22 protein-coding genes are annotated in these 17,607 nt (G+C 35.0%); 21 read left to right on the plus strand and 1 reads right to left on the minus strand.

The window, feature by feature from the left end:
- Positions 1–25 precede the first annotated feature (25 nt).
- The 18 genes from BLS22_RS11320 to BLS22_RS11400 all read left to right on the plus strand — a co-directional run bounded on the left by BLS22_RS11320 (position 26) and on the right by BLS22_RS11400 (position 14,674).
- Positions 26–1,522 carry a solute carrier family 23 protein gene (locus BLS22_RS11320; protein WP_090553870.1) on the plus strand — a complete coding sequence of 499 codons (1,497 nt, stop codon included), beginning with the start codon at positions 26–28 and terminating at the stop codon, positions 1,520–1,522.
- 136 nt (positions 1,523–1,658) lie between these two features.
- The gene (locus BLS22_RS11325) at positions 1,659–2,459 is read left to right on the plus strand and encodes a M55 family metallopeptidase (RefSeq protein WP_090553871.1); all 801 of its coding nucleotides are present in this window, start codon (positions 1,659–1,661) and stop codon (positions 2,457–2,459) included.
- A gap of 53 nt (positions 2,460–2,512) precedes the next feature.
- Complete coding sequence (locus BLS22_RS11330; RefSeq protein ID WP_090553872.1) at positions 2,513–3,643, plus strand: aminotransferase class I/II-fold pyridoxal phosphate-dependent enzyme; 1,131 nt, start codon at positions 2,513–2,515, stop codon at positions 3,641–3,643.
- A gap of 66 nt (positions 3,644–3,709) precedes the next feature.
- Complete coding sequence (locus BLS22_RS11335; protein WP_090553873.1) at positions 3,710–4,159, plus strand: CBS domain-containing protein; 450 nt, start codon at positions 3,710–3,712, stop codon at positions 4,157–4,159.
- A 407-nt stretch (positions 4,160–4,566) separates the two neighbouring features.
- A complete protein-coding gene (locus BLS22_RS15160) occupies positions 4,567–4,734 on the plus strand; it encodes a hypothetical protein (protein ID WP_176762152.1) in 168 nt (55 codons plus the stop codon).
- An 11-nt stretch (positions 4,735–4,745) separates the two neighbouring features.
- The gene (locus BLS22_RS11340) at positions 4,746–5,099 is read left to right on the plus strand and encodes a hypothetical protein (protein ID WP_244269533.1); all 354 of its coding nucleotides are present in this window, start codon (positions 4,746–4,748) and stop codon (positions 5,097–5,099) included.
- A 13-nt stretch (positions 5,100–5,112) separates the two neighbouring features.
- Complete coding sequence (locus BLS22_RS11345; protein WP_090553875.1) at positions 5,113–5,517, plus strand: hypothetical protein; 405 nt, start codon at positions 5,113–5,115, stop codon at positions 5,515–5,517.
- Positions 5,518–5,743: 226 nt separating this feature from the next.
- Positions 5,744–6,253: a Na+/H+ antiporter subunit E gene (locus tag BLS22_RS11350; RefSeq protein ID WP_090553876.1), complete on the plus strand. Its 510-nt coding sequence runs from the start codon at positions 5,744–5,746 to the stop codon at positions 6,251–6,253.
- Positions 6,250–6,516 (plus strand): MrpF/PhaF family protein, encoded by a 267-nt coding sequence (locus BLS22_RS11355; RefSeq protein ID WP_090553877.1) that lies wholly within the window; start codon positions 6,250–6,252, stop codon positions 6,514–6,516. Before BLS22_RS11350 ends, BLS22_RS11355 begins: the two co-directional genes overlap by 4 nt.
- Positions 6,517–6,529: 13 nt before the next feature.
- The gene (mnhG, locus tag BLS22_RS11360; RefSeq protein WP_090553878.1) at positions 6,530–6,826 is read left to right on the plus strand and encodes a monovalent cation/H(+) antiporter subunit G; all 297 of its coding nucleotides are present in this window, start codon (positions 6,530–6,532) and stop codon (positions 6,824–6,826) included.
- A 29-nt stretch (positions 6,827–6,855) separates the two neighbouring features.
- Positions 6,856–7,095, plus strand: a complete 240-nt coding sequence (locus tag BLS22_RS11365; protein ID WP_090553879.1) for a hydrogenase subunit MbhD domain-containing protein — start codon at positions 6,856–6,858, stop codon at positions 7,093–7,095.
- Positions 7,092–7,391, plus strand: coding sequence for a hydrogen gas-evolving membrane-bound hydrogenase subunit E (gene mbhE / locus BLS22_RS11370; protein ID WP_090553880.1), 300 nt, complete (start codon positions 7,092–7,094; stop codon positions 7,389–7,391). The genes BLS22_RS11365 and mbhE overlap by 4 nt, the downstream gene beginning before the upstream one ends.
- 1 nt (position 7,392) lies before the next feature.
- On the plus strand, positions 7,393–7,818 hold the full coding sequence (locus BLS22_RS11375) for an MnhB domain-containing protein (protein WP_090553881.1): 426 nt from the start codon (positions 7,393–7,395) through the stop codon (positions 7,816–7,818).
- A complete protein-coding gene (locus tag BLS22_RS11380; protein WP_090553882.1) occupies positions 7,818–8,198 on the plus strand; it encodes a cation:proton antiporter subunit C in 381 nt (126 codons plus the stop codon). The genes BLS22_RS11375 and BLS22_RS11380 overlap by 1 nt, the downstream gene beginning before the upstream one ends.
- A complete protein-coding gene (locus BLS22_RS11385) occupies positions 8,191–9,675 on the plus strand; it encodes a complex I subunit 5 family protein (RefSeq protein ID WP_090553883.1) in 1,485 nt (494 codons plus the stop codon). Before BLS22_RS11380 ends, BLS22_RS11385 begins: the two co-directional genes overlap by 8 nt.
- Positions 9,676–9,799: 124 nt before the next feature.
- Positions 9,800–11,830 carry a complex I subunit 5 family protein gene (locus BLS22_RS11390; RefSeq protein WP_244269534.1) on the plus strand — a complete coding sequence of 677 codons (2,031 nt, stop codon included), beginning with the start codon at positions 9,800–9,802 and terminating at the stop codon, positions 11,828–11,830.
- 63 nt (positions 11,831–11,893) lie between these two features.
- A complete protein-coding gene (locus BLS22_RS11395; protein ID WP_090553885.1) occupies positions 11,894–13,726 on the plus strand; it encodes a complex I subunit 5 family protein in 1,833 nt (610 codons plus the stop codon).
- 96 nt (positions 13,727–13,822) lie between these two features.
- A complete protein-coding gene (locus BLS22_RS11400; protein ID WP_090553886.1) occupies positions 13,823–14,674 on the plus strand; it encodes a deoxyribonuclease IV in 852 nt (283 codons plus the stop codon).
- Positions 14,675–14,709: 35 nt separating this feature from the next.
- Here BLS22_RS11400 and BLS22_RS11405 read toward each other — a convergent pair whose 3' ends face one another.
- On the minus strand, positions 14,710–15,681 hold the full coding sequence (locus tag BLS22_RS11405; RefSeq protein WP_090553887.1) for a hypothetical protein: 972 nt from the start codon (positions 15,679–15,681) through the stop codon (positions 14,710–14,712).
- 174 nt (positions 15,682–15,855) lie between these two features.
- Between BLS22_RS11405 and BLS22_RS11410 the strand changes: the two genes are divergently transcribed.
- The 3 genes from BLS22_RS11410 to BLS22_RS11420 are packed head-to-tail and all read left to right on the plus strand — an operon-like array spanning position 15,856 to position 17,534.
- Positions 15,856–16,476: a coiled-coil domain-containing protein gene (locus tag BLS22_RS11410; protein ID WP_090553888.1), complete on the plus strand. Its 621-nt coding sequence runs from the start codon at positions 15,856–15,858 to the stop codon at positions 16,474–16,476.
- Positions 16,477–16,499: 23 nt separating this feature from the next.
- Complete coding sequence (gene acpS / locus BLS22_RS11415) at positions 16,500–16,868, plus strand: holo-ACP synthase (RefSeq protein ID WP_090553889.1); 369 nt, start codon at positions 16,500–16,502, stop codon at positions 16,866–16,868.
- Between the two features lie 33 nt (positions 16,869–16,901).
- Positions 16,902–17,534 (plus strand): LolA family protein, encoded by a 633-nt coding sequence (locus BLS22_RS11420; RefSeq protein ID WP_090553890.1) that lies wholly within the window; start codon positions 16,902–16,904, stop codon positions 17,532–17,534.
- The last annotated feature ends 73 nt before the right edge of the window (positions 17,535–17,607 follow it).

Raw genomic sequence — 17,607 nt, forward strand, 5'->3', positions numbered from 1 at the left:
ACTAAGGTTTAGAAGGAGGACTAGCATGACAAAAATATACTATCCGTGGTTCAAAAGAGAAGATATTGATGGTTTTTTTGCACTTTTTCAAAATAACTTAGCAAACTTTGTTTTAATTGCTGTAGTAATGATTTCTATAGGCTATCCCACCTCTATTGTTTATGGGAAAGTTATTCCTGGGGCAGCCATATCCGTACTATTTGGCAATCTGTATTATGCTAATATGGCAAAAAAACTAGCCATAAAAGAAAATCGAACTGATGTAACAGCCCTATCCTACGGTATAAGTACACCTGTAATGTTTATTTATTTATTTGGGGTACTAAAGCCAGCCCTTGATTTAACAGGTAACCCTGAAGCTGCTTGGAAAATTGGAATGGCAGCATGTCTTCTTGGGGGTTTAATCGAGGCCCTGGGGAGTGTTATTGGCAAATGGATTCACAGTCATTTACCAAGAGCGTCTATGCTAGGTACTTTAGCAGGGGTAGCTTTTGCCTTTATTGGCGGGGAGTTGTTGTTTAAAACCTATGAAATGCCCATGATAGGTTTAATTGTATTGGCTATTATCTTAATTGGTTTAATTGCCAAAAAACCAATGCCCTTTAAAATTCCTGCTTCATTGTTTGCAATCATCATTGGTACTGTCATGGCCTATACTATTGGGGGCGTAGATTCAGGACAAATAACTGAAGGGCTTGGAACTGTAGGTATTTATCTGCCTATACCAACCTTAGGATTTTTTCAAGGCTTCACCTATTTAACCACTACAATGGCAGGATTATTTGCTATCCTACTACCCATATCCATCTACAACTTTATTGAGACAATGAATAATGTTGAGGCGATGGCAGCGGCAGGGGATAGATATTGTGTTCAAGAGGCACAATTAGCAGATGGACTAGGCACCATAGTAGGTGCAATATTTGGAGGGGTATTTCCTACGACAGTTTATATTGCTTCCATTGGTTCCAAGTGGATGAATGCCGGGAGGGGCTATTCTGTCATCAATGGTTTTGTATTTTTAGTTGCCTCTACCTTTGGAATTATTGCTGCCATGTCAAAAATAATTCCTATAGCTGTTATTGCACCCATATTAGTATTCGTTGGAATATCTATGGTTTCTCAAGCCTTTAATTCAGTAGAGAAAAGGCATTTTCCAGCAGTAGTTTTGGCCATGCTTCCTTACTTTGCTAACTATATTATGACACGGTTTAATGGAGGAGCTGGAGAGGTTGTTGCAAACCTATCCTCTGGTATAGTTCCCTTAGGACAGGGTGCAATGTTTACTGGGTTAATTTGGGGAGCTATTTTAGTATTCATCATAGATGATGAATTTCATAAGGCAGCTTATGCAGCCTTAGCTGGAGGGATATTATCAGCTACAGGTTTTATGCATGCACCCCAATTACAGTTTTTATTTGATTATCAATATGTTGTTGGGTATATCCTAATGGCAGTGTTATTTATTGGATTTAGTCAATATTATAAAACCTTAGAAGTAGAAGAGAAAGTAAGTGAATAGTATTTATAGTAAATAATTTTAAGGTTGCCTTTTGAGGCAGCCTTTTTGAATTTTGAGTTATGCCGTAAAGGAAAAGAGGATTTATAAAAGAAGAATGGAATAATAATGGTAAGGATTATAAGAGAGGAGTGAGGGAATGAAAATTTATATTAGTGCTGATATTGAAGGAATAACAGGGATTGTAGATTGGAATGAAACAGAAATGGGAAAGGATGATTACATCCCCTTTGCTGAACAAATGATTCAAGAAGTAAAAGCAGCATGTGAAGGAGCAGTCAATGCTGGGGCAGAGGAGATATGGATTAAGGATGCTCATCATTATGCTAGAAATTTAAAGATCAATGATTTTCCTACCAGTGTCAAACTCATTAGAGGGTGGAGTGGACATCCCTTTTGCATGATGCAGGAATTAGACGAATCCTTTGATGCTGTCATTATGATAGGCTATCACTCTGGTTGTGGAAGTAATGGAAACCCTTTAGCTCATACGTTAGATGTATCTAATGTCCAATACATAAAGATTAATGATGAGGTAGCCAGTGAATTTTTAATCAATGCCTATGCCTCTGCATTGGTTGGTGTCCCTGTAGTTTTTGTTAGTGGTGATGAAGAACTCTGTAAAAATGTTATCCATCTAAATGAAAATATCAAAACCCTTGCTGCAAACAAAGGGATAGGAAACTCTGTGATTAGTATACATCCAGAAACTACAGTAAAGTTAATAAAAGATGGAGTGGAATTAGCAATAAATCAAGGAGTTCATCAATGCAATATAAAGCTACCCTCTAGCCTCAAGATAGAGATAGGCTATGTCCAACATGCAAAGGCCTATAGAGCTTCCTTTTATCCTGGGGCAAAACAATTATCTGTAAATAGTATTTTATATGAAACTGATAATTACTTTGATGTGTTGAGGTTGCTACAGTTTGTTCTATAAAAATCTGTAAAATCCTGCTAACAATTTAACCAAAAATTAGGGGAGGTTATTCTATGAAAATTAATCCATTTAAATTAGAGCGGTATTTTGCTATTTATGAATTTACAGCCAAATATTTGTTAAGCCCTTCAGATTGTGAAAGTTTACCTATGGAACAATTACTTAAGGGAGCTGATGAAGAGAGCTTAAAGCTATGGAAGGATTTAAAACTAGGATATACAGAATCAAGAGGTCATCCTATTTTAAGAGAAGAAATTACAAAGCTTTATCATAACATCAATGTAGATGACGTCATCACCATTGTCCCTGAAGAAGGTATCTTCATAGCTATGAATGCCATTCTAGAGGAGGGAGATCATGTGATTGTAGTAGATCCCATCTATCAATCCTTATCGGAAATCCCAAAATCATTAGGCTGTAGTGTGACGAATTGGACTGTGAAATTAAAGGATCATCGGTGGTCTTTAGATATAGATTTTTTAGAAAAAAGTATTTGTGAGAAAACAAAAATGATAATTGTTAATTTCCCCCATAATCCAACCGGTTATTTACCGACAAAAGAGGAGTTCAGTAAAATTATTGAAATTGCAAAAAAACATGATCTATACTTATTCTCAGATGAAATGTACTGGTTGTTAGAGCATAGGGAGGGGGAAGGGCTGCCTTCGGCAGGAGATACCTATGAAAAGGGAATATCTCTGTTCGGTCTTTCAAAGACCTTTAGCCTTCCTGGACTAAGACTTGGATGGCTTGTTACTCAAGATAAGGCTTTAATGGACAAGATAGCAAATTTTAAGGATTACACAACCATATGCGGTAGTGCTTCTAGTGAAGTCTTAGGTATTATGGCCTTGAGACAGAAAGAAACTATTTTAAAGAAAAATCGAGAAAGAATTTTAGATAATAAGGCCTCGGCAAAAGACTTCTTTAAAAGGTATAATGAGCTTTTTACATGGATCGAACCTAGGGGAGGTTCTATAGCTTTCCCTAAGCTAAGTGAAAAAATAAAGGTTGTAGAATTTTGTGATAGGGTGGTAAAAGATAAGAGTATTATGATTTTACCAGGAGAAACCTTTGATTATGATGGAAATCACTTTAGAATAGGCTTGGGTAGGGAAAATTTCAAACAAATTCTTAAGGAACTAGAAGCATATATAATAGAAGAAATTAAAAATTATTATTAAAGGCTTTTATAATCATAGGAATGTGGGTATTTTAAATATAAATAGATTAAAGGATGTGAGGATGAAATGTTGGCCAAAGATATTATGACAAAGGAAGTTATAAGGGTTAAAAAAGACAGCACTGTTGAAGAAGTAATTAAGCTGGTATTGGAACATAATATCAGTGGGTTACCGGTAGTAGACGATGAAAATAATGTAATAGGTATTATAACAGAAGGTGATTTAATCTATAGAAGTAAAAAATTACATATACCCACTTATTTTACCCTATTAGATAGTTATATTTTTTTAGAAAACCCTCAAAATCTAGAGGCACAGCTAAAAAAAATGGTGGGGTATAAGGTGAAGGATGTTATGACATCCAAAGTCATTATGGTAGATCTTGAAGAAACCATTGAAGAGATTGCCACCCTCATGTCAGAAAAAAACATTAATAGAGTTCCAGTAGTAAAAGAGGGAAAACTAATGGGCATCGTAAGCAGAAGAGATATTATAAAAGCCTATGCTAATAAATAGAACCCTAAATATAATTAATCTAAAGTTTGAGAATTTTTCAACAAAAAAAGTCCCCGTCAGGGGATTTTCTATTTGCAAAAAATAATATATATTACAACAAATCAATTATCATCTAACAATTAATCAAGGGTAGAATTTCCTTGATTTTCCCAAAAAACTGTAGTATATTTAAAATATAAAGTAGTAATTAATAGGAGTTATTAAAAAAAAGCCTTTGATGTCATTGCCATTGCCATTGCTAAGAAATATTACTATAGCAAATAAAGACAATGATTAAATTTTAATTTTGAATGATAAAATAATAACGATAAACTCCAAAAAAATTTTTAAATAAAAATGTGAAAATTGTAACAAAATTTAATTTTTCAAAAAGTTGAAAAATTATAAATATATCAAGGAGTGATAATGTGAACAAAAAAATTTTTTGGCTTATAGCCTATGTTGCAACTGGAGCGGGCATGATGGGAGAAGCACTTTTAAAGAAGGGAGATGGTTTTACCATAGCAGTGTTGGGAATTGGGGCACTATTTTATGCTGTAACCTTAAGGGACCATTATAAGGAATTAAAGGGATAGGAGAGATAACGATGGATAAAAATAAGCTGTACACAATATTATGTGCATTTATAGGGGCTACGATTACTTGGTATATTAATCATCAAATGGGTTATGGACCTATTGTAGCAAATGGATTAGTAGGGGTTATAGGAGCTGTTTTACTACCTGCTCCTTTAGCGGCAGCTACTTATATCGCATCCTTTGTTGGTATGTCTGGATTTAGTGTATTGTCATCTGTGGTTGGAGCGGGTATTGGTGGAATCATTGCAGGATTGGTAATTGCTTTTTCTCCAGAAGTCTATGCAGGTATTGGTGGTAAGGGTGGTACGATAGCTGCTATGTCGGTACAAATAACAAGAGGAATTTTAAGTTTTTTTAACTAGGGGGTAAAAAAGAATGGAAAAATTAACAATTATACTGGTTTCAGTGATAGCAGCTTTAATGACTTATTATATAAGTGTGTATTTAAATAAAGGTGCGGTATTTGGTTCGGCTATTGTTACTTTGGTGGCAGGGGTTGTTTTTCCACATTTTTTTCCCGACAACGGAGCAACCTTAGCAGCCATGGCAACTTGTGCCTCCTATGCAGCCATGGTAAGTGCAGCGAAATTCCCTAAAATCCAGGAAATGATAGGGGTAGGAACTTTAGTAGGCTTGATTTTTATTGCTACCATGACGGCCTTTGTAGGTGTAGGAGGTAGATTAGGAACAATTGCAGCAGTAGCTGGATTGGCATGGTTGGGAATTAAAAAAGTCTGTGCCCTATCATCGGTTCAACAAAAGGAAAGAATAATTGAATAAACCCTAAATTGACAGCTAAACCTTATAGATTAAACTAGAAAAAGGATGAGGAATTATCACAACACGATAAAATTTCTCATCCTTAATTTGTAGAATTACTTGATGTTTCATGTTATAATTGCTAATTAGGAATAAATCTTTTTTAAATATATTTAAAAACAGGGCTCTATTATTTTTTTGCCCTTTATTTCTAAATAAATAGCTATAGGAATTAGAGGTGAAATTAATGAAGGATAAGCAGATTGGGTTTACCCCCAAAAATATTTATTTATTTATACCCTTATTTTTATTTTGGTTGGTCTTATCTCCTCGGTTATCTACAGAGGCAGTTGTATCAGGAATAATCGTTTCTCTTATCATTGTGATCTATTCCAAGGATATTGCCTTTAGCCATAAGGAGATGCCCCTGTACTATGGGAAAAAATTTCTACTGTTTTTAAAATTTATTGGAAGGCTCTTAGTGGAAATCGTCAAAGCAAATATTGAAGTAGCAATGGTTGTACTCAATCCATCTTTACCTATCTCTCCAAAGTTTGTTAAAGTGCCTATGATGTTAAAAAATGATGTCATGAAAACAATTTATGGAAACTCTGTAACCTTAACTCCCGGCACATTAACAGTGGATGTTACAGAGGGTGATTTTGTGATTCATGCTTTAACGGAGGATGCAGCAGAAGCTATGAAGGGTTCCATTATAGAAAAATACTGCATTTTAATGGAGGAAGAGAAAAAATGATTACTCAAGGATATATTGCGATGACCATATTTTTAGCATTGATGGCCTTCCCATGTCTTTATAGAGCCTATGTTGGGCCTACAGCCACAGATAGAGTAGTGGCCATCAATGTTGTTACCACTAAGGTGACTATATTAATTGCACTTCTAGCTATTATAACTGATCAGGATGCCTTCATTGATGTGGCCTTGATTTATGCCATGATGGGTTTTATTGCCACCATCTGTGTTTCTAAGTATATAGAAAAAGGAAATTTGATGTAAGGAGTGAAGGAATTTGATTATAGACGGAATAATAATTCTGCTACTTTTAGGAAGTGCCTTCTTTTTCCTTGTAGGAACAGTGGGTCTAATAAGAATGCCTGATGCTTTTTGCCGTATGCATGCTACCACAAAGTGTGATACATTAGGGGCGGGATTAGCATTATTAGCCATCATTGCTTATAGGGGCTTTAGTATAGTAAGCATTAAGCTTCTAATAATACTAGTATTCATTTGGGTTACAAATCCTACTTCAGCCCATATCATTGCTAAAGCTGCTTATAAGCAAAGGAAAGTAGATATTGATAAATAACTTCTGTAGAGAAGGGACGATTACAAAATATGCAACTATTAAATGTTATTTTGATTATTTTTTTAATTATGTGTGCTATTGCAGTAGAAAAAACCAAGGATTTATTAAGTGCCATTGTTATTTTTGCTGCCTACAGTTTGGTAATGGCTGTATTATGGCTATTACTAAAGGCACCAGATATTGCTATGACAGAAGCTGCCATTGGAGCAGGAGTAACCACGATATTGTTTGTGGCAGTAATTAGTAAAACAAGGAGGATGGAAAAGTGAAAAAGGGAATTATTATGTTGGCCTTAGGAGGTTTATTGATTGTAATGATTTCTAGTATTTTTAAGATGCCTCCTTTAGGGAATGTCACCAACCCCTCCTACAATGAAGTGGCCCAGCATTATATTGAAAGAGCTGCAGAAGAAACTAGAACACCAAATGTCGTATCTGCTATTATTACAGACTATAGGGCTTTTGATACCCTTGGGGAAACCACTGTATTATTTACCTCTATTGCAGCAGTAATATCGGTTCTAAAGGGTAATGCTGATGCTTGTAAGAAGAAGGAGGACCAGTAGTATGGATGATTTAATTGTAAAAACTGTGGCGAGGCTCATTATTCCTTTTATACAGGTTTATGGCATTTTTATTGTGATGCATGGACATTTATCTCCTGGAGGCGGGTTTGCGGGAGGAGCAATTTTAGGGGCTAGCTTTATTTTATATACATTGGCCTTTGGTCTTCATAAAGGACACAAGAAGATCCCCCATGAAATATCATCAAAAGTTGAAACTGGTGGGATTTTATGGTTTATTTTTATAGGTTTTATAGGAATTTGGACAGGACATCAGTTTTTGACAAATAAAGAAGCTGGTTTTTATATGGGGGATACCGGGAGAGTTATTAGTGCAGGACTTATACCCTTAGCAACCTTTGGAATTGGTGGGAAGGTGGCCAGTACCATGATTACACTTTTCCATACCCTTATAGAGGAGGATTTATAATGGATAGCCTACAATTGATTATAGATAACATCAACTATATTGGGTCGGCTTTTTTATTTGTCATTGGTCTTTATACGGTACTAACCCACTCCAACCTATTAAAGAAGATTATAGGGGTAAATATTATGGAGACCTCCGTGTTTTTGTTTTTTGTCTCTATAGGCTATGTATTTGGAGGAAAGTCCCCCATCTTAGAAGTAGAAGGTGGAAGTCCTTTGTACGTAAATCCTCTACCATCAGCTATGATTTTGACGGGAATTGTCGTGGCGGTCAGCATCACTGCCTACGCCCTTAGTATTGTTATAAAAATCTACGATGCCTATGGAACAATTGAACTTGATGAAATCATGAAAATAAGGGGTGGGGGAAAGAATGAATAGTATACATTTTCCTGTGTATATTCTACTTTTGATGCTGCTAACTGCTGTCATCATTCCAGTAGGAAAAAATATATTTGATTTGAAATTTAAGGCCTCTATTATGGGGGTTTTAGGAGTAACATGGGTTCTTGCTTTGACAACGCTAATTCATGTTATGAGAAATGGAGGATATAGATATAACTTTGGCAACTGGCCCAGCTCCATTGGCATTGAATTTATTATAGATGAATTTTCAGCTATGATGACTTTTGTAATTATCACCATGTCGATATTAGTGTTGATATACTCTTTAAGGGATATTGAACATGAAATATCAGCTGTACAAATTACACGATATTATACACTGGTATTTTTATTGTTGTTTTCTATGATAGGGATTACCCTTACTAATGACTTATTTAATTTATATGTATTTATGGAGATATTGTCCTTGACCTCCTGTGGAATTATTTCTATTAAAAAGAAGAAGGAAAATCTATTGGCAACCCTAAAATATTTAATGTTGGGAACTATAGGTTCTGTTTCAGTTTTAATGGGAATTGCATTACTATATATGGTAACTGGAAATCTTAATATGACGGAAAACTATAAAATTATTGCTGAAACATGGCAGTTATATCCACGAAATATACTGATAGCTTTAGGATTCGTATTAACAGGATTCGGTATTAAGGCGGCGGTGTTTCCACTGCACAGTTGGTTACCGGATGCCCATTCAACTGCACCTACACCCTCTAGTGCTTTACTATCTGGATTGGTTGTAAAGGTCTATGTTTTTGCAGCGATGAAGCTATTATTTAGGGTGGTTGGCATTGAAATTATTGATACCATAAATGTACCACAGTTTATTACCTATTTTGCTGTCACTGGGATGATTATGGGATCTGTGTTTGCTATTGGACAGAAGGATATTAAACGCCTCTTGGCTTATTCTAGTGTTGCTCAAATTGGTTATATATTTTTAGGTCTAGGCTTAGGAACGGTTCAAGGTTTTTCAGCAGCGTTATTTCATGTAGTAACCCATGCCCTTATGAAGTCAGCTCTGTTTTTAAGTGCAGGGGCTATTATTTATAAAAAAGGAAAACGGGATATCAGAGAATTTGAAGGAATAGGCTATGAAATGCCTATTACCATGATAGTTTTTTCTATAGCAGCGTTGGGGATGATTGGTATACCTGGTATTAATGGATTTATGAGCAAGTGGTATTTAAGCTTTGCTGTATTAGAGGCGGGGAAACCCATTTATTTACTATTAATCCTAGTAAGTAGCTTTCTAAATGCAGTATACTATCTTCCTATTATCATTACAGCGTTTTTGAGAGAGAGTAAGGAACGAAAAAATGAAATGATTATGGACGGTTTACCTAGAACGATGACAGTGCCTATGGTGATTATAGCCTCCCTATGTATTGTTATTGGATTTTTTCCCCAAATCGTCATGATAATCGTTGAGAGGGCGGTACCAACCTTTTTCTAGAGGACTTAACAGGAGAATGGTTGTCGTTATATTCCTTGAAAAAATTCTTTTGATAGCACCTTTAATATCTATTATAATAAAATTAATATAGTAGATAAGTAAATTTGAGGAGATGAAATTTAAAATGAAAGCCACGGGAATGGCGAAAAAATTAAGGGGTTTAAAGCACCCTTTGGATTATTTTTCTATTAACTGCATACTTATATTTTTTATAAGTATAATTTTTATTTTTGGTTTTGTAGTCTTTACATTACCAGGTTTAGAAGGAAACGGATTACAAAAACTTGTAAAAGTTGGGCCAGAGTTTATTGATTTTATAACTAACTTTAAGGAATTACCCTTACTAGTTGTTTTATTTTCATTAATTAGTGGTCCAATAGAGGCTACTTTGGGTAAAAGATCGGAAACCCTAAGGGACTCTACGGTAGTGGATAATACATTTATAAGTTTAATAATGACTTTAGCAATGTATCCACAGGTAGCCCAAGGGAAAATTGAATATACGATAAAAGGACTATTTGGATATGGCTTGCACTTTCATGTAGATATGCTGAGCTTTATTATGGCGGCAACTGCTGGAATCCTTTGGTTTTTAGTCAGTATCTATGCCCATGATTATATGCCAATAGAACAGCATAGAAACCGCTTTTATCTTTGGATGTCTATAACCTATGGGGGAATTTTAGGAACAGTGATGGCTGGAGATCTTTTAACGATGTTTTTGTTCTTTGAATTAATGACCTTTAGTTCCTATATGCTGGTTGCCCATAACCAATCTAAGGAATCTATTTTGGCGGGGGACAGCTATATTTACATGGGGGTAGTGGGGGGACTATGTATTTTGTTAGGTATGATTCTGTTGATTACCCAAACCAATACCCTTCATTTTGTACCCCTAGCTGCTGCATTGAAGGAATTGGGAGGGATGAAGTATTTAATTACTGGTCTTTTTGTATTTGGGTTTGGAATTAAGGCAGGAATGCTGCCCCTCCACATCTGGTTACCTAAGGCCCATCCAGTAGCTCCAACTCCAGCTAGTGCCCTCCTCTCAGGAATATTGATAAAGGTAGGAGCATATGGTATATTAAGGGTAGCCACAAGCATCTTGGTACCCAGCATAGATGAAATTATCGGTTATAAGGACCCCCTATGGGAGGTTTCTCAAAAACTGGGGGTATTAATTATCTGGTTAGGTATCATTACAATGGTGGTGGGGGTTTTTATGGCCCTCCAACAAAGTAATATGAAGAAAATGCTGGCATACCATAGTATTAGCCAAATGGGTTATATTATCATGGGAATAGGTGTAGCTGCCTATCTGGGTTATAAAGGTGCTATGGGTTTCTCAGGAAGTATTTATCATATTATAAACCATGCACTATTTAAAGCATTGTTATTTATGGCGGTGGGTTTAGTCTACTTAAGAACCCATGAATTGGATATGTATAAACTAGGTGGCTTATGGAGAAAAATGCCCTTTACAGCCTTTGTAACGATTATTGCAGCTCTGGGAATTACCGGTATGCCTGGGTTTAATGGATTTGCTAGCAAATCTATATTACACCATGCTATTATTGAAGCCTATGAGTATGGCCACCCATCCTTTAGGTATGCTGAAATGATCTTTACAGTTGTTAGTGCAGGCACAGTATGCTCCTTTATCAAATTATTTAGCTATGTATTTTTAGGGAAATGCCCTGAAAAGTATGAAAAAATTGACGGGGAAAAGGGTATGATGGATATGGCCATGGCAGGTCTTGCAATGTTGATTATAGCTGTTGGGCAGGCACCAAATTATATTTTAAATCAATTTATTATCCCAGCAGCCAGAAGCTTGACCTATGACCCTGCTTTTATTGATAAATATTTAGTAGACATGAATTTCTTTAACTCTAAGGATTTAACAGGAATGATTTGGGTATATCTATTGGGAATAGCTATATTTATTTTAGGTAAGAAGTATCATTTATTTCATTTACACTTACCTACATGGATGAGCTTTGAAAATGTCTTATATAGACCTATTTATAGAGGCGTCTTGGCCACAGCTAATACAATCACTGAACGATATGAAGTAGGTATTATTAAAAGTGATGTAGTCATTTATACCCTTATTTTAACAAGCACTCTGCTTTTGTTAATAAGGTTTGGTTGATAAACACAAAGGGAACTGAAAAGTTCCCTTTGTGCTTAAGAATTAGGAAAGGAGTTGAAAAAGATGGACGTAGGTGCTTCGGTGGTAAGATTAGGACTACCATCTTTAGTGATAAGCTTTGCTATTTTGGAAGTGCTTATTCTTCCCTTTATTGGGAATAAAACTCAACAAATAAGAAGGAATACTGTTAAAGCCTTTATATTCTTAACAACGGTCTTTGTAGCTTTGACCTATAGGGAAGTACTAAATGAACCAATCATTTATGAAATCAGCGGCGTTTTTGAGATGGGAATTATTTTTAAAATTGATTTATTAAATTATCTCTTTATTATTTTAGCAGGTGTTCTATGGCTGGTAATAGGATACTATAGTTTAGAGGATACAAATTATTTCTTCTACACCATCACCTATATAGCAACTATAGGAACATTGATGGCAGGAGATTTATTGAGCTTTTTCCTCTTTTTTGAAATGATGACCTTCAGCTCCTATGCTTTGATGGTTTATCATAGGGGAGAAGAACAGCTTGAGGCAGGAAATGTCTATATTTATATGGGGATCATTGGAGGATTATGTATTTTAAGTGGGATTCTTATGTTATCCGCCTATACAGGAAGCTTTGAATGGACCCATCTAGCTATGCAGTTCAGTGAAATGGGCTTTATAAAATATTTCATTGCAGCCTTTTTAATTATTGGATTTGGTATAAAGTCCGCTATGTTTCCTTTCCATTTTTGGGTTCCAAGGATTTATGGTGGTGCTCCAATATCAGTTAATGCCCTATCCTCTGGGATGCTGATGAAGGTAGGGGCCTATGGTATGCTAAAGGTTGTATCGGTTATTTTCTCGGCAGATGTAAGTGAAACAACCCTTTGGACAGACGCAGTATGGAAGGTTTCTAATCATATAGGTGTAGTGATTATATGGTTGGGAATATTAACGATGATTGTTGGTGTTTTTATGGCATTACAGCAGGGTAATATGAAGAAGATGCTGGCATATCATAGTGTTAGTCAGATGGGTTATATTATTATGGGGATAGGTGTTGCTGCATATTTAGGCTTCCAAGGACCTATGGGCTTTATTGGGAGTATTTATCATATGTTGAACCACTCTCTATTTAAAGTATTGCTGTTCATGGTGGCAGGAATTGTGTATATAAGAACAAGGGAATTAAATATGTACGAACTGGGGGGGTTGTGGAAGAAAATGCCAATAACTGCAGTGTTGTGTCTAATAGCAGTATTTGGTATTACCGGTATGCCTGGATTTAATGGATTTGCCAGCAAATCTATATTGCATCATGCTATTATTGAAGCCTATGAGTATGGTCATCCATCTTTTAAATATGCTGAATTATTCTTTAAACTAGTAAGTGCGGGAACGGTATGCTCCTTTATAAAGTTCTTCTCTTATATTTTCCTAGGAGAAGAAAAAGAAAAGTACCAAAATATTAAAGGGGACAGTGGTAGAATTGCCGGAGCGATGGCGGTATTAGCAATATTCATCATTATTATTGGTGTAAGACCTTATATGCTGATGGATAGACTATTTATACCTATGACAGCTTCCTTTGCCTATGATCCTGTATTTATGGAAAAATACATTGTAGATATGAATTTCTGGAATGCTAAGGATATTATAGGTATGGTGGGGGTATATACTTTGGGTTTTGGTATGTTTATTATAAGTTCAAAATATCACTTATTTCACTTGAACCTACCTCGATGGGCAAATACAGAAGCCTATGTTTACACACCAGTAACAGACATTTGCGAAAAGTTTCCTAATTACTGTGTAAATAAGTATGAAAACAAAATTATTTTTGGTGATGTACTTATTTACGCAATTTTGCTAACAATTATATTAGCTTTTTTACTACTTTCAGGATTTTAATAGATTACTATGATGGGAAAATGGGTATAGAATGATATATCCATTTTTTTACTTATGGTATTTAAAATACAATTTGGTATAGAAAGGAATAATAAAATGAAACTAGGATCCCATGTATCTGTATCAGGAAAGGGTTTGCTGGCTGCTGCTCAAGAAGCCTACAGCTATGGGGCTGACACCTTTATGCTTTATACAGGTGCACCACAAAACACAATAAGAAAAAGTATTGAAGCAATGTATATAGAGGAAGGAAAGAAATTTATGGAGGATCATGGATTGAAGGATATCGTGGTCCATGCCCCCTACATTATTAATTTAGCTTCACCTAAATCCGACACCTTTGGTTTAGGTGTAGAATTTTTACAAAAAGAAATTTTAAGAACAGAGGTTATAGGCTCTAGCTATATTGTTCTCCACCCCGGTTCCCATGTGGGTTCAGGGGAAGAAGTTGGTTTAAATCGTATTGTTGAAGGTTTGAATGAAGCTATAAGACCAGACCAAAGCTGTTTTATTGCATTAGAACTGATGGCGGGGAAGGGTAGTGAGTTAAACTATAAACTAGAGCATACTGCTTATCTGTTAGATAAAGTGAAGTATAACGATAAGCTAGTAGTATGCCTTGACACCTGTCATGTCCATGATGCTGGGTATGATATTATCAATGGATTTGATGATATGATGGAGGAATTCGACAAAATCATTGGTCTAGACCGTTTAAAGGTTCTCCACATCAATGGTTCCCTGAACCCTAGGGGTGCCAGAAAGGATCGTCATGCTAATATTGGTGCTGGAGAGGATAACCCGAAGGGAAAGGATCACATCGGTTTCGATGCTTTGCGTTATATTGTTCATCATGAGGTTGCTAAGGATAAACCCTGTATCCTAGAAACCCCTTGGTTAGATAAAAAAACTAACCTATATAAACAAGAAATTGCTATGCTGAGATAGAGAAAAAGTCACCTTATCGTGACTTTTTCTATTCTCTAACTACCTTGGAAAGCTTCTTTGATTAATACAATGTTTTTAATCACGATGGCTCCATCGGTTTGGATTAAATCTAACTCTTGTAATTCCAGCTGTTTTTTTAAATCTTCTATAGACAAATCAAATTTTTCTACAACATGATCTGCATCTTTTTCTATTAAATCTTTTTGTAGACCATTTTTTAATTCCCTTGTTTTTTCAATGTGGTCTTTAGCTTTTTCATATTCATCTAGGGAGGCTAGAAAAACACTATGTCGAATATGATATTTCATTTTATAAACCTCCCCAGGGACTTTAGTAGTAAAAAAATTTCGGAACTCTCCTAGATATTGGGTTAACTCATTAAAGATCATTAGGCTATCTTCAACCTTTTCTTCCATTACCAATAGGGAAGCCTGTGTCAAGGTTTCTTCAAATTTATCAATATTTTCCAGAGGAATTTTTACATCTCTTAGGTCAGCCTCTAAAACATTCCACTGCCTATGTAACTTTTCTACTTCTCCATTGATTTGGAACCAAATTTCCTCCATATCCTCAGGAGGTTCTTTAAGATCAGCAGTAGTACCTTCAATCTCATCCTGCTGTAACAGTGGAATCAACACACTTGATTTTTCTATATTTCTTTCCATCTTTTTTTGCGTATCCTTCTCTTCCTCTTCCTTAGGTTTAAGCTTGATTTCCGTTTCAACATCCCCGCCAGTCTCCATCTCTAAGTCAGCTTCTTTTGGGGAGGCTTCTTGATTTTTCTCCATCATAGTTATACTGATGCCTTTTATGCTATCAATATCATACATAATTTCCAAAACATGAATTTCCATTTCTTCTAGGATATCAGGAACCTTAGGGGGATTATTTCCTTCCTTCTCTTTGGTTTCATTTGGGGAACGATTACAGCCGGTTGCTAATAAAAGACTGGATAATAATAGTAGTACTAAAAAAACATTTATTGTTTTCATCACTTTTCTAGTCATAATCCTATCACCTCAACAGTATTTTTTCCAGTATTCTTTAAAACATAACACAAAAATAATTTATTAGCAGAAATAGAAAAAATAGTATGAATGAACTAGCAGGAATCTGTTGTAACACACCGAATAAAGAATTAGTATATAAAAAAAGGTATTTTATGAGAAAAGAGGATTCCTATGATTTTTAGAAGAAATATTGATATTCAAATAGATGACAAGATTATTAAAAAAAATCGTGTGCCTATTTTAACAAAAGATAAGCAGTGGAAGACCATTATTGGGAATCAAACAAATCGTATAATCTCATCACTAAGCAAAAAACTAGAAGACTTATTACTAGAAGAAAAATCCCTTATAAAAAAATTAAATGGTTTCAAGGAACATAAGAAGATATTAATGGAAAAAATTATATATTTGTCGGATTTATTAAATACAAAGGGGGACCAAGGGGTCTTAATAGAGCTAGAAAAATGCAAGGAAGAAATTGCTAAAGCAAATGATGATATAGATTCAACCATGGAAACCTTGGAGGAATACCCTAAAGAAATTGAAAGGGTTAATTTAGCTCTATTGAGGGAAACCGTTAAATTAGCCTATAAGGACATCATTAACAATCAAAATAATCTTAAAAAAATAGATGAAGAAATAAGTAATCTAAGAGAAAAACTAGGTGATTTATGGGATAATAAGACAGAAATCGAAAAAAAAATGGAGCTTCTTTATTCCTTTCTACATGCTATAATTGGTCATGAAGAAATGGAAAAGCTAGATATCCATTATTTTAAAAATAAAGAATAAACGTTAAAAAAGTGAGGTAAATAATGATTAAAGGCTTAGGAATTGATATTATAGAAATTTATAGAATAGAAAGGGCTATTCATAAAAATCCTAGATTTTTGGAACGGATATTTACAGAGGAGGAAGTCCTTTTATTTGAAGAAAGAAATCAACAGCCCTCAACTATTGCAGGTTTTTTTGCTGCTAAGGAGGCAGCAGTAAAAGCTTTAGGAACTGGAATTCGTGATATTCAGTGGAGGGATATAGAAATTAAAAAAACCCCAGAAGGTAAACCCTATATAAAATTACATAATAATGCTGCAACAATTGCATATAGTAAGGATATAAAAGAAATATTGGTATCCATATCCCATAGTAAAGATTATGCTGTGGCTCAAGCCATAGCATTTTAGAGATATATCACGATAAAAGAAGGGGGAGTGTCTGTGAAGTATTGGCGGGTTGTTATAATATTGGGGCTAGCTCTTATGCTAGTTGCTTGTCAACAACCTACCAATGAAGAAGCTTATTATAAAATACAAAAGAAATTAGCTGATATGGAAAGCTACCAGTGTAAAGCTAAGATTTATATAAATCAAGAAGGTCAGGAGGTAGAATATACTTTTCTACAATCCTTTAAAAAGCCCAATCAATATAGACTAGAAGGATTGGCTCCTGAAGGAATTAGAGGAAACCTAACTATTTATAATGGAAAAACCGCTTGGCTTTGGAATCCTTCTATTAATCAGATTTGGAAGATAGATAACTTTCATCAATCACAGGAGCAAATGATGTTTATAGGGTACTTTTTAAGAAATTATGTTTCTTCAAAAGAGGCATCCTTTAGGGCTGAAGGGTTACAGGATAAAGACTATATCATTTTATCTACAGAAATCCCTGGTGGGAACCACTACTTTGCCCAACAAAAATTGTGGGTGGATAAGAAGGAAATGATACCATTGAAGCTTTATATTTACGATATAAAAGGGAATACACGATATAGAGTTTATTATGAAGACTTTTTTTACAACTTTAAACTAGAAGATGAATTGTTTTATCTACAGCAACAAGAATATTAATTTTAAATTGGTACAGTTTAATATACCATATAACTTAAGGTCAGAGCTTTCATGAAAACTTAGCACGTAGGTG

It is taken from the genome of Natronincola ferrireducens (genome assembly GCF_900100845.1).
In the GTDB taxonomy this organism is placed as follows: Bacteria; Bacillota; Clostridia; order Peptostreptococcales; family Natronincolaceae; genus Natronincola_B; species Natronincola_B ferrireducens.

What these genes read in the sequence shown, in the direction of transcription:
- BLS22_RS11380 (WP_090553882.1), top strand. Translation starts at nt 7,818, where the DNA reads ATGGATAGCCTACAATTGATTATAGATAACATCAACTATATTGGGTCG.
- BLS22_RS11375 (WP_090553881.1), top strand. Translation starts at nt 7,393, where the DNA reads ATGGATGATTTAATTGTAAAAACTGTGGCGAGGCTCATTATTCCTTTT.
- BLS22_RS11345 (WP_090553875.1), top strand. Translation starts at nt 5,113, where the DNA reads ATGGAAAAATTAACAATTATACTGGTTTCAGTGATAGCAGCTTTAATG.
- BLS22_RS11400 (WP_090553886.1), top strand. Translation starts at nt 13,823, where the DNA reads ATGAAACTAGGATCCCATGTATCTGTATCAGGAAAGGGTTTGCTGGCT.
- BLS22_RS11390 (WP_244269534.1), top strand. Translation starts at nt 9,800, where the DNA reads ATGAAAGCCACGGGAATGGCGAAAAAATTAAGGGGTTTAAAGCACCCT.
- BLS22_RS11340 (WP_244269533.1), top strand. Translation starts at nt 4,746, where the DNA reads ATGGATAAAAATAAGCTGTACACAATATTATGTGCATTTATAGGGGCT.
- BLS22_RS11320 (WP_090553870.1), top strand. Translation starts at nt 26, where the DNA reads ATGACAAAAATATACTATCCGTGGTTCAAAAGAGAAGATATTGATGGT.
- BLS22_RS11405 (WP_090553887.1), bottom strand. Translation starts at nt 15,681, where the DNA reads ATGACTAGAAAAGTGATGAAAACAATAAATGTTTTTTTAGTACTACTA.
- BLS22_RS11355 (WP_090553877.1), top strand. Translation starts at nt 6,250, where the DNA reads ATGATTACTCAAGGATATATTGCGATGACCATATTTTTAGCATTGATG.
- BLS22_RS11410 (WP_090553888.1), top strand. Translation starts at nt 15,856, where the DNA reads ATGATTTTTAGAAGAAATATTGATATTCAAATAGATGACAAGATTATT.
- acpS (WP_090553889.1), top strand. Translation starts at nt 16,500, where the DNA reads ATGATTAAAGGCTTAGGAATTGATATTATAGAAATTTATAGAATAGAA.
- BLS22_RS11330 (WP_090553872.1), top strand. Translation starts at nt 2,513, where the DNA reads ATGAAAATTAATCCATTTAAATTAGAGCGGTATTTTGCTATTTATGAA.
- BLS22_RS11365 (WP_090553879.1), top strand. Translation starts at nt 6,856, where the DNA reads ATGCAACTATTAAATGTTATTTTGATTATTTTTTTAATTATGTGTGCT.
- BLS22_RS11350 (WP_090553876.1), top strand. Translation starts at nt 5,744, where the DNA reads ATGAAGGATAAGCAGATTGGGTTTACCCCCAAAAATATTTATTTATTT.
- BLS22_RS11325 (WP_090553871.1), top strand. Translation starts at nt 1,659, where the DNA reads ATGAAAATTTATATTAGTGCTGATATTGAAGGAATAACAGGGATTGTA.
- BLS22_RS11395 (WP_090553885.1), top strand. Translation starts at nt 11,894, where the DNA reads ATGGACGTAGGTGCTTCGGTGGTAAGATTAGGACTACCATCTTTAGTG.
- BLS22_RS11385 (WP_090553883.1), top strand. Translation starts at nt 8,191, where the DNA reads ATGAATAGTATACATTTTCCTGTGTATATTCTACTTTTGATGCTGCTA.
- BLS22_RS11335 (WP_090553873.1), top strand. Translation starts at nt 3,710, where the DNA reads ATGTTGGCCAAAGATATTATGACAAAGGAAGTTATAAGGGTTAAAAAA.